The sequence below is a fragment of the Yersinia sp. KBS0713 genome (genome assembly GCF_005937895.2).
Classification (GTDB): domain Bacteria; phylum Pseudomonadota; class Gammaproteobacteria; order Enterobacterales; family Enterobacteriaceae; genus Yersinia; species Yersinia bercovieri.
The window spans coordinates 45,072-60,540 of sequence record NZ_CP042173.1; the positions used below are offsets into that span (position 1 = coordinate 45,072).

Below are 15,469 nucleotides of genomic sequence, written 5' to 3' on the forward strand. Positions count from 1 at the left end.
TTGTACAATCTATCGGCAGGAATTGGCTAAACTTTAACAGTAAAATGAGCAATAAAAATGCCAGCAAGAGGGATCTTGCTGGCATCGATTTAGTCCCGGAAACGTGCGGTTTAAGGCAGGTTTACGTGGTACTGGTTAATTACTTGGCTTGAGCGAAACGTGCTGCTGCTTCGTCCCAGTTAACCACGTTCCAGAATGCTTTGATGTAGTCTGGGCGGCGGTTTTGGAATTTCAGGTAGTAAGCGTGTTCCCACACATCCAGGCCCACAATGGGGAAACCTGACGCGCCAGCAACGGCTTCACCCATCAGCGGGCTATCTTGGTTCGCGGTAGAAACCACCGCCAGTTTACCGTCAGCTTTCAGTACCAGCCAGGCCCAGCCTGAACCGAAGCGGGTGGCAGCAGCTTGCTCAAATGTGGCTTGGAATTTCTCAAAGTCACCGAAATCGCGCTCAATAGCGGCTTTCAGGTCACCTGTCAGGGTGGTGCCCAGTTTCAGACCCTTCCAGAACAAGCTGTGGTTAGCATGGCCGCCGGCATTGTTACGCATAAAGGTGCGTTTTTCAGCTGGGACTTTGTCCAGATCCTGGATCAGCTCTTCAACGCTGAATTTAGCCAGCTCAGGGAAGCTCTCCAACACCGTATTTGCATTGTTAACATAGGTTTGGTGGTGTTTGGTGTGATGGATTTCCATCGTCTGCTTATCGAAGTGTGGTTCTAAGGCGTCATAAGCATAAGGCAGGGATGGCAGTGAGTAACTCATAATCATCGTCTCCGTAGGTGTAGGGCGGCGCAAGAAAAGTAAGCACCGCGTAAGCGTTCGGATCATTATAGTTAATTAAATGATATTGAAAATGATTATCAATGCCGTACTAACTATGTGGTCTTTCTACGCGCTAATTCGCTGCGGATGAGTATACACCGTGGCTCTACCCGGTTTACTGAAGCCCACCAGGGTCAAATTGCAGCGCTCGGCGACTTCAACCGCTAAGGTTGTTGCAGCTGAAACAGCAAATAAAATTTCTGCGCCACACATGGCGGTTTTCTGCACCATCTCATAGCTGGCTCGGCTGGAGACCAGCACCGCGCCTTGTTGCCACGGCTGTTTGGCCCGAATTCCCAGCAGCTTATCCAGCGCGACATGGCGGCCCACATCTTCGCAGCCACCCAATAATTCACCCTGTGGATTGATCCACGCGGCAGCATGGGTACATCCCGTCAACTGACCCACGGTTTGCACCTGTTTAAGTTGCGCGAGGGCGTGGTCCAGCTGGTTCAAATTAAAGGTTTGGGTAAAGGGGAGCGGGGAGATCGGGCGGAAGATATCGTCCAGTTGTTCGATACCGCAGACACCACAACCAGTACGGCCAGCCATTGCGCGGCGGCGCTCTTTCAGGCCGGCAAAGCGGCGGCTTGATAACTCAATGTTAACTTCTATGCCGTTACAGCCGGGGGCGACATCAATGGCATAAATCTCTTGTGGCGCACTAATAATGCCTTCCGACAGCGAAAAACCCAGCGCGAAAGCTTCCAAATCCTTAGGGGTTGCCATCATTACCACATGAGAAATACCATTGTAGACCAGTGCTACCGGCACCTCTTCTGCCAGCCAATCCAATTGTGGCGCAGCCATTTGATGACGCTGTAGCACGTTAAGCTGTCTAGCACCGCAGATTTCGGTGGAGAGGTCATTTTCTGAAGGTTTGATCTGGCTCACTATGCGGTCCTGAAAGTTATAACCCATAATCACAATGTGGTAACATTCACATTAAGAATAGTGTGGCTATGTATCGTTATATTAGAAATGTATCCCACACTGCAAAGCGTGATATCGCATCAGCGATTTTAGCGCCTCCCGTTTTGTTGTGGGAAGCGCGAACTGAATTTTAAATTTCAACAATGTGACAATGAATGAAGGAGAGACCCATGCAGGTCAGCAGAAGGCAGTTCTTTAAGATCTGCGCTGGCGGTATGGCGGGAACCACGGTCGCGGCACTCGGCTTTGCGCCGTCAGTGGCGCTGGCGGAAACACGCAATTATAAATTGCTGCGTGCCCGTGAAACGCGGAATACCTGCACATATTGCTCTGTCGGTTGTGGGCTGTTGATGTATAGCCTCGGCGACGGCGCGAAAAATGCTAAAGAGAGTATTTTCCATATCGAAGGGGACCCGGATCATCCGGTCAACCGTGGTGCACTTTGCCCGAAAGGGGCCGGGCTGGTGGATTTCATCCACAGCGAAAGCCGCCTGAAATACCCGGAATACCGCGCGCCAGGTTCGGATAAATGGCAGCGAATCACTTGGGATGATGCCTTTGATCGCATTGCCAAGTTGATGAAAGAGGATCGGGATGCGAATTTCATTAAGACCAACGACGCGGGTGTGACCGTCAACCGTTGGCTGAGCACCGGGATGCTGTGTGCTTCCGCCTCCAGTAACGAAACGGGTTATTTGACCCAGAAATTTAGTCGCGCTCTCGGCATGCTTGCCGTAGACAACCAAGCACGTGTCTGACACGGACCAACGGTAGCAAGTCTTGCTCCAACATTTGGTCGCGGTGCGATGACCAACCACTGGGTTGACATTAAGAACGCGAATTTGATTATCGTCATGGGCGGTAATGCGGCAGAAGCGCATCCGGTGGGATTCCGCTGGGCGATGGAAGCCAAAATCCACAACAATGCCAAGCTGCTGGTGATAGACCCGCGCTTTACTCGTACTGCTTCGGTGGCTGATTTCTATACGCCAATCCGTTCCGGTACTGATATTGCGTTCCTGTCCGGCGTATTGTTGTACCTGATGACCCACGAAAAAATTAATCGCGAATACGTCGAAGCATACACCAACGCCAGCTTGCTGGTGCGGGAAGACTTTGCCTTCGACGACGGTTTGTTCAGTGGTTATGACGCCGAAACCCGCAAATATGACAAAACCAGCTGGAACTATCAGTTGGATGAGAACGGCTTTGCCAAACGGGACACCACCCTGCAAGACCCGCGCTGCGTGTGGAACCTGCTGAAACAGCATGTCAGCCGCTATACGCCGGATGTGGTAGCCAATATTTGCGGCACGCCGAAAGAAGATTTCTTGCAGGTTTGCGAATATCTCGCGGAAACCAGTGTATCCGACAAAACCGCCACCTTCCTGTATGCCCTGGGCTGGACACAGCACTCAGTCGGCGCGCAGAACATCCGCACCATGGCGATGATTCAGCTGCTGTTGGGCAATATGGGGATGGCGGGCGGCGGCATTAACGCCTTGCGTGGTCACTCCAACATTCAGGGGTTAACCGACCTTGGTTTGCTGTCACAAAGCTTGCCGGGTTACCTGAATCTGCCGTCAGAAAAGCAGCCAGATATTGAGACCTATCTGAAGGCTAATACGCCGAAAACCCTGCTGCCGGGCCAGGTTAACTACTGGAGCAATTATCCGAAATTCTTCGTCAGTTTGATGAAAAGTTTCTACGGCGATAAAGCCCAGAAAGAGAACGGCTGGGGTTATGACTGGTTGCCGAAGTGGGATAAAGGCTACGACGTCTTGCAGTATTTCGAAATGATGTCGCAGGGCAAAGTGAATGGCTATATCTGCCAGGGCTTTAACCCGCTGGCGTCATTCCCGAACAAAAACAAAGTGGTCGCCTCACTGTCGAAACTGAAATTCCTGGTCACTATTGATCCGCTCAATACGGAAACCGCGAACTTCTGGCAAAACCACGGTGAATTTAACGATGTTGATCCATCGAAAATTCAAACAGAAGTGTTCCGTCTGCCATCTAGCTGCTTCGCTGAAGAGAACGGCTCGATTGTGAACTCTAGCCGCTGGTTGCAATGGCACTGGAAAGGCGCGGATGCGCCGGGACAGGCGCTGAATGATGGCGCAATTCTGGCGGGTATCTTTATGCGTCTACGTGAGAGATATAGCCGGGAAGGTGGCGCGGTGCCAGAACAGGTGCTCAATATGACCTGGGATTACCTGACCCCCGACAATCCGGAGCCAGAAGAGGTGGCGCAGGAGAGTAATGGTCGTGCACTGGCGGATATCACCGATGCTGACGGCAAAGTGCTGGTCAAAAAAGGTGAGCAACTCAGCACCTTCGCGCACCTGCGTGATGACGGCACCACCGCCAGCGGTTGCTGGATCTTTGCCGGTAGCTGGACACCAGCCGGTAACCAGATGGCACGTCGCGATAACGCCGACCCATCAGGCCTTGGCAATACGCTGGGCTGGGCGTGGGCATGGCCGCTTAACCGCCGCATTCTGTACAACCGTGCTTCCGCTGACCCGCAAGGCAAACCTTGGGACCCGAAACGCCAGTTGCTGGAGTGGGATGGGGCCAAGTGGACCGGGATTGATATCCCCGACTACAGCGCCGCCGCACCGGGTAGTGATGTCGGGCCATTTATCATGCAGCCTGAAGGGATGGGTCGCCTGTTTGCCATCGACAAAATGGCGGAAGGGCCGTTCCCTGAGCACTATGAGCCATTCGAAACGCCGCTGGGGACTAACCCGCTGCATCCGAATGTGATATCCAACCCGGCCGCCCGCGTCTTTAAAGACGATTTGGCCGCGATGGGTTCTCATGAGCAATTCCCATATGTCGGCACCACCTATCGTTTGACCGAGCATTTCCACTACTGGACCAAACATGCGCTGCTCAATGCCATTGCCCAGCCGGAACAGTTTGTGGAAATTGGTGAAAAACTGGCTGCGAAGAAGGGCATCAAGCAGGGAGATACCGTGAAAGTCAGCTCTAACCGAGGCTATATCAAGGCCAAGGCGGTGGTGACCAAACGTATTCGCACACTGAATGTCCACGGGCAAGAGGTGGACACCATTGGTATCCCGATTCACTGGGGATTCGAGGGTGTCGCGAAAAAAGGCTTCCTGGCGAACACACTGACGCCATTTGTCGGTGATGCCAATACGCAAACGCCAGAGTTCAAGGCGTTCCTGGTCAATGTGGAAAAGGTGTAACGGAGAGAACCTATGTCACTGCAAACTCAAGACATTATCCGGCGCTCCGGCACCAACTCCCTTACGCCGCCGCCACAGGATCGTAACCATCAGGAAGAGGTGGCGAAGCTTATCGACGTCACCACCTGTATCGGCTGTAAAGCCTGTCAGGTGGCGTGCTCGGAGTGGAACGATATCCGTGATGAAGTGGGCCATAACGTCGGGGTATACGATAACCCCGCCGATTTGACTGCCAAATCATGGACGGTGATGCGCTTTTCTGAAATCGAAGATGAAGAGAGCGGCAAGCTGGAGTGGCTGATCCGTAAGGATGGCTGCATGCATTGTGCTGATCCGGGCTGCCTGAAGGCATGTCCGTCGGAAGGGGCTATCATTCAATATGCGAATGGTATCGTCGATTTCCAGTCAGAACACTGTATCGGTTGTGGCTACTGCATCGCCGGTTGCCCGTTCGATGTGCCGCGGATGAACAAAGATGACAATCGGGTGTACAAATGTACCCTGTGTGTCGACCGTGTGGGTGTCGGCCAGGAGCCGGCCTGTGTGAAAACCTGCCCAACTGGCGCGATTCACTTTGGCACCAAAGAGTCGATGAAAGAGGTGGCGGCTGGCCGTGTCGCGGAGCTGAAAACCCGTGGCTTCGATAATGCCGGGTTATATGACCCTGCGGGTGTTGGCGGCACTCACGTGATGTATGTACTGCATCACGCGGATAAGCCCCAGCTCTATCATGGCCTGCCGGACAACCCAACCATCAGCCCGACTATCACTTTCTGGAAGGGCATCTGGAAACCGCTGGCAGCAATTGGCTTTGCGGCCACCTTTGCCGCCAGTATCTTCCACTATGTGGGGGTCGGCCCGAATCGGGTTGAGGAAGAGGAGGAGGAGGGCGATAAGCCGGACGCCACACCATCCGAGACCACCGACAGGGCACCAGAGGCCACCACCGCTGAGCACTCAGACGACGGGGAGACGCGGAAATGAAAAAAGAGAAACGGATCCAGCGCTACAGTGCGCCGGAGCGTATCAACCACTGGATAGTAGCCTTCTGCTTTATGTTGGCGGCGATCAGTGGGTTGGGATTCTTCTTCCCGTCCTTTAACTGGCTGATGAATATTTTTGGTACACCACAGCTGGCGCGCATTCTTCACCCCTTCGCCGGGGTGATTATGTTCGCCGCCTTCCTAATCATGTTCTTCCGCTACTGGAAACATAATCTGATTAACAAGGAAGACCTGGAGTGGGCTAAAAATATCCATAAAATCGCCATGAATGAGGAAGTGGGCGATACTGGGCGCTATAATTTTGGGCAGAAATGCGTATTCTGGGCTGCTATTATTAGTCTGCTACTGCTGCTGGCCAGTGGTGTGGTGATTTGGCGGCCTTACTTTGCGCCCTCTTTCCCCATCCCGCTGATTCGTCTGGCGCTGCTGGTGCACTCGCTGGCGGCTGTGGGGCTGATTCTCGTGATTATGGTGCATATCTACGCCGCGCTGTGGGTGAAGGGCACCATTACCGCGATGGTAGAAGGTTGGGTACCGGCAGCTTGGGCGAAAAAGCACCATCCGCGCTGGTATCGTGAGGTGAATGCCAAACGGCAACTTCAGAAAAAACAGGAAGAGAAACCCTGATGAGTATTCGCATTGTCCCTAAAGATCAACTTGGGCAACAGCGCGAAAAAGGCACAACGGCGGGGAATATCCCGCCGTTACTTTTCGCGAATTTAAAAAGCCTGTATACCCGGCGCACCGAACGTTTACAGCAGTTGGCGCTGGATAACCCGCTGTCAGATTATCTGGATTTCGCGGCCAAAATTACCCAAGCGCAGCAAAAGGCGCTGCATGACCATCCGCTGGTGTTGGACATGAAAGCTGAGCTGGAACAGTCTGCTGCCAGCGGCAAACCGCCACTGGATTTGAGTCTCTTTCCGCGCACCGAACATTGGCGCAAGCTACTCTCCGCGCTGATTGCCGAGCTGCGCCCGGATGCGCCGGATCATATTCTGGCGGTGCTGGATAATCTGGAGAAGGCGTCAGTCCATGAGCTTGAACTCTACGCCGATGCGCTGTTAAATCGCGAATTTGCGCAGATCGGCAGCGAAAAAGCGCCCTTTATCTGGGCTGCGCTATCATTGTACTGGGCGCAGATGGCCAGCCAAATCCCAGGCAAAGCCCGCGCGGAATATGGTGAGCATCGCCAATTCTGTCCGGTATGCGGCAGTATTCCGGTCTCCAGTGTGGTGCATATCGGCACCAACAATGGCCTGCGCTATTTGCACTGTAATTTGTGCGAAAGCGAGTGGCATGTGGTGCGGATTAAGTGCAGCAACTGCGAACAGACCCGCGATTTGAACTACTGGTCGCTAGATAGCGAAAATGCAGCGGTAAAAGCGGAAAGTTGCGGTGATTGCGGCACTTACCTGAAAATCCTGTATCAGGAAAAAGACCCGCAGGTAGAAGCGGTGGCGGATGATCTGGCCTCGTTGATCCTCGACGCCAAGATGGAAGGCGAGGGTTTCGCGCGCAGCAGTATCAATCCGTTTGTGTTTCCCGGAGAATAAGGTATTCCCCAGATTTGGCGACCTGTGTGACTATGAGCACTGAACCACACCATCTTTATAGCCAGTTACCGGCCATTGACCGCCTATTACGGGAGCCAGCCATGGCCCCGTTACTGGCAGAGTATGGCCCCGCGCTGTTGACCGACACGCTACGCCAGATGCAGTGCGAAGCCCGTGAGCACATTAGCCAGTTTCAAGCACTGGCTGATTGGTGCACGGACTGGCCTGCGGCCTTACGTCAGCGGCTGAATCAACGTCAGCCCGCGTTAAAACCCGTCTTTAACCTCTCCGGCACGGTACTGCACACCAATTTAGGTCGTGCGGCACTGGCGGAATCTGCCATTGCAGCGGTGAATGATGCCATGCGCGGCGCGGTCACCCTTGAATACTCCCTCAGCGGCGCGGGCCGTGGCCATCGTGATCGCGCAGTAGCTGATCTGCTCTGCGAACTGACGGGCGCGGAAGATGCCTGCATCGTCAATAACAATGCGGCGGCGGTGCTGTTGATGCTGACGGTGATGGCGACGGGCAAACAAGTGGTGGTTTCACGGGGTGAGCTGGTGGAGATCGGCGGCGCGTTTCGCATCCCTGATGTGATGCGCCAGGCGGGCTGTGAACTGGTGGAAGTGGGCACCACCAACCGCACCCACCTAAAAGATTACCGGCAAGCCATCAATGAGCAAACTGGCTTGCTGATGAAAGTGCATACCAGCAACTACAGCATAGCTGGCTTCACCGCCGCTGTTGCCGAGCCGCAACTGGTGGCGTTGGGGCAGGAGTTTGCTATTCCGACCGCCACCGATCTCGGCAGTGGCTCGCTGGTGGACATGACCCGTTATGGCTTACCCGCCGAACCGATGCCACAGCAGTTGATTGCCGCCGGGGTGGATTTGGTTACTTTCTCCGGCGACAAATTGCTAGGCGGGCCACAGGCGGGGATTATCCTCGGCAAAAAACAGTGGATTGAGCGCTTACAGCAGCATCCGCTCAAGCGAGCACTGCGGGTCGACAAAATGACGCTCGCCGCGCTGGATGCCACCTTGCGCCTCTATCAACAACCGGACAGGCTCCCTGATCTGCTGCCCACGATGCGGCTATTGACCCGTCCGGCAGAAGCTATCGCCGAGAGTGCGCAGCGGCTGCTGGCGGCACTGAGTGATCGCTATGGTGCTGATTTTACCCTGGCGGTGGAGCCATGTTTGTCGCAAATCGGTAGCGGCTCATTACCCGTTGACCGCTTACCGAGTTGGGCCGTAACCTTTACCCCTAACGATGGCAGTGGGCGCACGCTGGAAGCACTAACAGCGCGCTGGCGTGAGTTGGCTAAACCGGTGATTGGCCGTGTGGCTGATGGGCGCTTATGGCTAGATTTGCGCTGTTTGGAGGATGAAACCGCGTTGCTCAGGGAATTGGCACCATGATTATTGCTACAGCAGGCCATGTCGACCATGGTAAAACCACTCTTTTACAGGCGATTACCGGGGTTGATGCTGACCGCTTACCGGAAGAAAAACAGCGCGGGATGACCATTGATCTCGGCTATGCCTATTGGCCGCAGCCTGACGGCCCCACTCTTGGATTTATTGATGTCCCCGGTCACGAGAAGTTTTTAGCCAATATGCTGGCGGGCGTGGGCGGTATTGATCATGCCTTGCTGGTGGTGGCGTGTGATGATGGTGTGATGGCGCAAACTCGCGAGCATCTGGCGATTTTACGGCTCACCGGTCGCCCAACACTCACCGTCGCGTTGACTAAAGCGGATCGCGTTGATGATGAGCGCATCGCGCAGGTACATCAGCAGGTGATGGCGGAGTTGACTACGCAAGGCTGGTCGCCAGAGCAAGTGACCCTGTTTGTGACCGCCGCCACGGTCGATCGTGGCATCAGTGAATTGCGCGAGCATCTGGCGCAATGTCATCAGCAAGATAAAGTGCATAATCGGTTACAGCGGCGTTTTCGCCTCGCTATCGACCGGGCATTTAGCGTGAAAGGGGCCGGTTTGGTGGTCACTGGCACGGCACTGGCGGGCAGAGTGGCCGTGGGCGATACGCTATGGCTCACTGGCAGTGATTGCCCGGTGCGGGTGCGGGGTATTCATGCCCAAAATCAAGATACGCAACAGGCGCTGGCGGGCCAACGTATTGCCCTGAATATCAGCGGTGATATTAGCAAAGGGCAGATCAATCGCGGCGACTGGCTATTAGCGCAGCAACCACCGGCGGCGGTGGATCGGGTGCTGGTTGCCGTCGATGCCGATGCGCCGATACAACACTGGCAGCCGCTGCATCTACACCATGCTGCCAGCCACATTACCGGGCGTTTTTCGCTGCTGACTAGCCCTTCATCCCCCGACGATCTCTCTGCCAATAACATCGCCAGTGACAATAGCATCTCCAGCGACCATACACGCCCATTGATTCTGGCTGAGCTGCTGCTGGATAGCCCGCTGTGGCTGACCGAAAATGACCGCCTTATTCTGCGGGATATCGCGGCGAAGAGAACCTTAGGCGGCGCGCGGGTGATTCATCTGTCAGTGCCGAAACGCGGTAAACGGCAACCGGCCTATTTAGCCTGGTTAACGGCGCTGGCGCAGGCCAACACTGACCGCGAGGTGCTGGATTTACATCTGGCGCAAGGGCCGGTCTCTTTGCGCGGTTTCAGTTGGGCGCGCCAGTTGGCTGAACCTGATATGGCGGCCCTACTGGCGGGGAGTGAGAGTGTGGTCGCCGGTGATATCGTGCTGTCACAACCCCATGCTCAGCAGGCGCAGCAAACCCTGCTGCATGTATTGTGCCTCTATCATCAGCAGCATGGCGATCAGTTGGGGCTAGGGCGCGCGCGCTTGCGGCGCATGGCCTTGCCGACGCTAGATGAAGGGCTGGTTTTTCGGCTGATTGACCACATGCTGGCGCAAGGGGAGTTAAAAAACAGCCGTGGCTGGCTGCATCTGCCGGCGCACGGGCTGGGGTTTACCGAGCAGGAACAGGCGCAGTGGCAGCAAGTCGCCCCCTATTTTGCGGATTCGCCGTGGTGGGTACGTGATTTAGCGGCCCAGCTGCATATGGATGAGGGCGATATGCGCAGATTACTGCGCAAAGCGGCGCAGTTGGGTCATATCACGGCAATCGTGCCGGATCGCTACTATCTGAGCCAGCGTATTGAGCAGTTCGCGGATTTGGTCCGTGAGTTGGACGCCACTCAGGGCAGCGCCTGCGCTGCGGACTTCCGCGACAGATTAGGTGTGGGCCGCAAGCTGGCGATTCAAATCCTTGAATTCTTTGACCGCAGCGGATTTACCCGCCGTCGGGGCAATGACCATTTACTGCGCGACAGTGGGCTGTTTTCGTCGATGAATTGAGATATTGCTTGATCCACCCCAATCCCGCCAGCGTGTCGGTTTTGGGGTGATATTCACAACCAATCCAGCCTTGATAGCCAACCTTATCCAGAAAATCAAATAGATAGGGGTAGTTTATCTCCCCGTCATCGGGTTCATGGCGATGGGGAACCGAGGCTATCTGGATGTGGGCATAGCGCCCGGCGAAATGCTCAATGAGCTGGGTTAAATTGCCGTCCACCCATTGCGCGTGGAACAAATCCAACTGCATAAATACATTGCCACGGTCAATGAGCGACAACAGCTCTTGGGTCTGATATTGGCTGGAGAACAGATAGTGGGGTTTCACCTGCGGGTTGAGCGCTTCAATCAAAATGTTAATCTGATACCCAATGGCTAGCCACGGTTTTTGATCGGCAGGTCGACACGGTTTTTCATCTGGCGGCGATTGTCTCCAGTCAGGCCGAGGAGGATTTTGATCTGGGAATGCGCGTCAACTTCGATGCGACCCGCAACTTATTTGAGCAGGCGCGCCAGTTAGGTCACTGCCCAAAAGTCATTATCACCAGTTCGGTAGCCGTGTTTGGCGGGGCATTACCGACTGTGGTGCCAGACGAACAAGTGTGGTCGCCCCAAAGCTCCTACGGCACACAAAAAGCCCTAAATGACCTCTTGCTGGCCGATTATAGCCGTCGGGGATTTATTGATGGCCGCAGCCTGCGGATGCCCACCATTGTGGTGCGCCCCGGTAAACCGAACCGCGCCGCCTCCAGTTTTGCCAGCGGCATTATCCGCGAGCCGCTGCAAGGTATCGAGGTGATTTGCCCGGTTGGCCTACAAACGCCGCTGTGGTTGCTATCGCCGAAAATGGCGATTAACAACCTGATCCTCGGCCATCAACTGAGCGCCAGCCAGCTGAAGTCCGGGCGGGTGATTAACCTGCCGGGCCTATCCATCAAGGTGCAGCAGATGATTGATGCCTTGCGGCGTATCGCCGGGGATGCAGTAGCGGATCGGATTAAAGTGCAGCAAGACCCGTTGATTGAAAAAATCGTCAACTCTTGGCCGGGTGATTTCGAGGCGCACTATGCCAGGAGCTTGGTTTCATTAGTGATAAGGATTTTGACAGCATCATTAATGACTTTATTCTCGGTGAGTTGCCGGATAGGGTGGTGCGATTGGCGGCGGATGGGCGATAAAAAGCGGCTACCCCCTCGGGATACCAGGTGTTTCGAGGGGGGGATGCCGGGGGCATTACTCTGCCGCGACTCTCTCCGGCTGGCGGCGAATAAATATCATCACCAAGCCCAGCCAAATCAAGCCACTGATCAAATTGAATAAATTGAAGATGCCGCTGTTGCCCCACAGGTAAGCCAATTTGGCAAATTCAATGCCGAAGGTGAAGACCATCATACTGATCATCCCCATGGCCGCAGAGACCGTCCCTTTGCTGATATCACTGGCAAACAGTGTCAGCCGCACCAAACCAGCATTCGCCAGACCAATACCAAAGGCATACAGGCTCAACCCTGCGGTCATCCATAGATAAGCATGGGATGAGTAGAGTGTGGAACCGGCGGCAATCAGCAGCCCAATTATCATTGGGCCAGCGCCGTAGCGGATTAGCCGTGGAATGCTGGTTTTGCCGCTCAATCTCGCCAGTGTCAGGTTACCCACAATCAGCGCGCCAAAAATTGGCACCTGTAGCACACCATATTCGACTGTGGATAGCCGCTCGCCGCTGATCAAAATAACTGGTGATTGAGCAATCCACGCCAGCAATGGCAGGCTGGCAAAGCCCAATGCCAGCGCACCACACAGAAAACGGCGGTTAGCGAGCACTTGCTTATAGTCGCTCCACATCGCCGCTACTGACAATTTCTCACCTTTTCGCGATGCGGTTTCCGGCATGGCTCGCCACAAGCCAACAAATGAAATAGCGCCGAGTGCCGCGAACAGCACAAACATCCACTGCCATGGCGCGACGTGAATCAGCGCAGCACCGGCCAAGGGGCCAAGTAGCGGGGCAATCAGGGCCACATTTGCCATCAGCGCGGTGATTTTGATACACACCGCCTCCTCGAATGACTCCTGAATCGTGGCGTAACCGACTGCGCCAATAAAGCATAAGCCGATCCCTTGCAGGAAGCGCATGGCGATAAACTGCTCAATAGTATTGACCAGCAAAATGGCAAGGCAGGTGACCACAAAAAACGCCACGCCGACCAGCATCACCGGACGACGCCCACGGCGGTCTGACAGTGGCCCCAGCAGCCATTGCAGAAACATCCCACCCGCCAGATAGGCGGTCATGGAGGTCGGAACCCACTCAACACTGGCATTAAAATCGGCGACTACCGCCAGCATTCCGGGCTGAATCATATCGTTGGCGATATAAGCGGCAAATTCGAATAATACCAGGCACAGCGGAAATAAAAGCGCCCGTGAGCCTAAACGCGTCGCGGGTGAAAATGAAGTTTGCATAGATTAAGCTATTAATAGTAAACGTAAAAAAAAGGGAAGCGCTCAGGTAGAATGCCAATTAGAGCGCGTCAGGTCGGCTATTTTGCCGTCAATATAACGTTATGGCAACAATTACCATCCCCCTGTGTATATCCTCAAACTTACGTTATTATTCGTGAGGTAACTGTTTTCTGGCTTATATTAAGGCGATCGAGAGTATGCATGACCAATAAGATTGGCTGGATTGATAATCTGCGGGCCGTGGCCTGCATTATGGTGGTTATGATCCACGCCACCACCTATTACGTGACCAGTGGTGCGCAGGTGGGGGAAGTGAACTGGGATATTGCCAATCTGCTGAATTCCGCCTCTCGTGCCTGTGTGCCTCTGTTTTTTATGATCTCCGGTTACCTGTTTTTTGGTGAAAAAAGCGCCAAACAGAAACATTTTACCCGCATTGGGCTGTGCCTGCTGTTCTACAGCATAATTGCACTGATCTATATTTCGACCCTCACCCCCATCGACGGCTGGGCTTCACTGAAGCATATTTTGCAAAAACCGGTGTTTTATCATCTGTGGTTTTTCTACGCCATTATCGTGGTTTACCTGGTTTCACCGCTGATCAATGTTAAACCGGTGTCGGGTCGCTATCTAGGGGTGATAATCCTGCTGCTCGCGGTGCTCGCCAACCCACAGAGCAGTAAATTTTCCCTTGGCGGCTTCCAGTTACTGCCGATCAACCTCTATATCTATGGCGATACTTTCTACTATTTGCTGTACGCACTGCTGGGGCGGGCGATTGGGATGTTGGAAACTCAGGGGCGAATTATCAGTTGGAGCGCGGCTGCGCTGTTTATCCTGAGCGTGATATTTATTGTTATCTCAACGGAAAAGCAGACGCGGATCAATGGCAGTTTTGCCGACACTTTTTATATGTACTGTGGCCCGTTGGTCTTTGTGGCGGCGGTATCGATGCTGGTGTGGTTTAAAAACTGCCTCAACCAGCAAATTGGCTGGCTGAGTTGGCTGGCGGGTCATTCATTGGCGATTTATGGTTTTCACGCGCTGATTATCCATTTTATCCGCACCCATCATTACGATTTCACCGCTTATCCGGTGCTGGATATCTTCTATGTCTTTGCGCTGTCCCTCGCATTGAGCACCTTGCTGTCAATGGGGTTGCAGCGCATCGATCGGCGACGTTTAGTTAGCTAACCGTCGGCAATCCGCGCTGTTGCGCGCGCCGTAGTTGGCGACCGGAGGAGAATCCGGCGGCCAGCGCGGCTTGCTCCAGATTAAACCCCTCTTGCAAGCGCACTTCGGCGACCGCTACCCGCAGTTGCTCGTGGAATTCGCGCACACTGACGCCGACATGTTCGCGGAACAAGCGGGTTAAATGGCGACTGCTGACGTGGGCTTTCTGCGCCACCTGCAGCAGCGACCATTCGGCTTGTGGCTCCGCCGACATCACATCTTGCGCGCGGTGAACGGCGGGGTGGAGATGATTGCGGTAACGTAACCAAGGCGAAAGTTGTGGGTCATCCCCCGAGCGGCGGAAATAAACCACCATCTCCCGCGCCACCTCCAGCGCGATTTGCGGGCTGCAATAGCGGCTGATCAGATGCAAAGAGAGATCAATCCCCGCCGTGATCCCGGCGCTGGTATATACCCCACGATCTTCAACAAAAATGCGATTTTCTTTGGTTTGTGCCGCCGGTGCTTGTTGGCGCAACCGCTCCAGCACATTGTGATGGGTGGTGCACTGATAACCATCTAGCAGCCCTGCTTGTGCGGCCAGCAATGCACCGGAGCAGACACAGACCAAGATGGTTTTTTGCTGCGCGATGGCTGTTTTCTGCTGCTGTAACCACTGGCGCGCTACTGCTGCCGTTTCGGTCGCAAAGTAGTGGCGTGAATCGCTGACACCTGGCACCACCAGTAAACTACCTTCCGGTAAGTGCGCGGGCAGCGGTTGCAACTGACCCAGCAGCATTTCGGTGGAGGAGATCACGGCCGGTAGCGGGCTGATATAGCAAAGGTTAAATGACCCTGCCAGCCGTAAAGTTTCAGCAGGGCCAGTTAAATCCAGCGACAGCACGCCGGGCAGCAAGAGAAAATAGACATTTCGTTGCATG

The 15,469-nt window shown here is 54.5% G+C and carries 11 protein-coding genes and 2 pseudogenes; 8 read left to right on the forward strand and 5 right to left on the reverse strand.

The annotated features are described in order from the left end of the window. Positions 1-139: 139 nt before the first annotated feature. Together sodA and fdhD are read right to left on the reverse strand one after the other, a co-directional pair. The gene (sodA, locus tag FFE93_RS00200) at positions 140-763 is read right to left on the reverse strand and encodes a superoxide dismutase [Mn] (protein ID WP_032896724.1); all 624 of its coding nucleotides are present in this window, start codon (positions 761-763) and stop codon (positions 140-142) included. A 126-nt stretch (positions 764-889) separates the two neighbouring features. After that, the gene (gene fdhD / locus FFE93_RS00205; protein WP_172676373.1) at positions 890-1,744 is read right to left on the reverse strand and encodes a formate dehydrogenase accessory sulfurtransferase FdhD; all 855 of its coding nucleotides are present in this window, start codon (positions 1,742-1,744) and stop codon (positions 890-892) included. A gap of 182 nt (positions 1,745-1,926) precedes the next feature. Here fdhD and fdnG point away from each other — a divergent pair, with 182 nt between their 5' ends. The 6 genes from fdnG to selB are packed head-to-tail and all read left to right on the forward strand — an operon-like array spanning position 1,927 to position 10,892. Continuing rightward, positions 1,927-4,974, forward strand: a complete 3,048-nt coding sequence (gene fdnG / locus FFE93_RS00210) for a formate dehydrogenase-N subunit alpha (RefSeq protein ID WP_099460522.1) — start codon at positions 1,927-1,929, stop codon at positions 4,972-4,974. Positions 4,975-4,986: 12 nt separating this feature from the next. After that, complete coding sequence (fdxH, locus tag FFE93_RS00215; RefSeq protein ID WP_005271636.1) at positions 4,987-5,958, forward strand: formate dehydrogenase subunit beta; 972 nt, start codon at positions 4,987-4,989, stop codon at positions 5,956-5,958. Further along, positions 5,955-6,605: a formate dehydrogenase cytochrome b556 subunit gene (gene fdoI, locus FFE93_RS00220; RefSeq protein WP_032896728.1), complete on the forward strand. Its 651-nt coding sequence runs from the start codon at positions 5,955-5,957 to the stop codon at positions 6,603-6,605. Before fdxH ends, fdoI begins: the two co-directional genes overlap by 4 nt. Continuing rightward, a complete protein-coding gene (gene fdhE, locus FFE93_RS00225) occupies positions 6,605-7,534 on the forward strand; it encodes a formate dehydrogenase accessory protein FdhE (RefSeq protein ID WP_005271637.1) in 930 nt (309 codons plus the stop codon). Before fdoI ends, fdhE begins: the two co-directional genes overlap by 1 nt. 32 nt (positions 7,535-7,566) lie before the next feature. Continuing rightward, positions 7,567-8,955, forward strand: a complete 1,389-nt coding sequence (gene selA, locus FFE93_RS00230) for an L-seryl-tRNA(Sec) selenium transferase (protein ID WP_057648027.1) — start codon at positions 7,567-7,569, stop codon at positions 8,953-8,955. Further along, complete coding sequence (selB, locus tag FFE93_RS00235; protein ID WP_054872288.1) at positions 8,952-10,892, forward strand: selenocysteine-specific translation elongation factor; 1,941 nt, start codon at positions 8,952-8,954, stop codon at positions 10,890-10,892. Before selA ends, selB begins: the two co-directional genes overlap by 4 nt. Here selB and FFE93_RS00240 read toward each other — a convergent pair. After that, positions 10,828-11,259: pseudogene (locus tag FFE93_RS00240) on the reverse strand (TIM barrel protein); the annotation flags it as partial. The gene selB and the pseudogene FFE93_RS00240 sit on opposite strands and share 65 nt — an antisense overlap. Before the next feature lie 14 nt (positions 11,260-11,273). Here FFE93_RS00240 and denD point away from each other — a divergent pair. Continuing rightward, positions 11,274-12,070 (forward strand): annotated as a pseudogene (denD, locus tag FFE93_RS00245) (D-erythronate dehydrogenase); the annotation flags it as partial. A 55-nt stretch (positions 12,071-12,125) separates the two neighbouring features. Here the strand turns inward: denD and FFE93_RS00250 are convergent. Next, entirely contained in the window at positions 12,126-13,355 is a 1,230-nt protein-coding gene (locus FFE93_RS00250) for an MFS transporter (protein ID WP_138774656.1), read from the reverse strand. Between the two features lie 201 nt (positions 13,356-13,556). Here FFE93_RS00250 and FFE93_RS00255 point away from each other — a divergent pair, with 201 nt between their 5' ends. Further along, on the forward strand, positions 13,557-14,549 hold the full coding sequence (locus FFE93_RS00255; RefSeq protein ID WP_049601139.1) for an acyltransferase: 993 nt from the start codon (positions 13,557-13,559) through the stop codon (positions 14,547-14,549). Here FFE93_RS00255 and FFE93_RS00260 read toward each other — a convergent pair. After that, complete coding sequence (locus FFE93_RS00260) at positions 14,542-15,468, reverse strand: GlxA family transcriptional regulator (protein ID WP_049601140.1); 927 nt, start codon at positions 15,466-15,468, stop codon at positions 14,542-14,544. The two genes, FFE93_RS00255 and FFE93_RS00260, sit on opposite strands and share 8 nt — an antisense overlap. Position 15,469 lies beyond the last annotated feature (1 nt).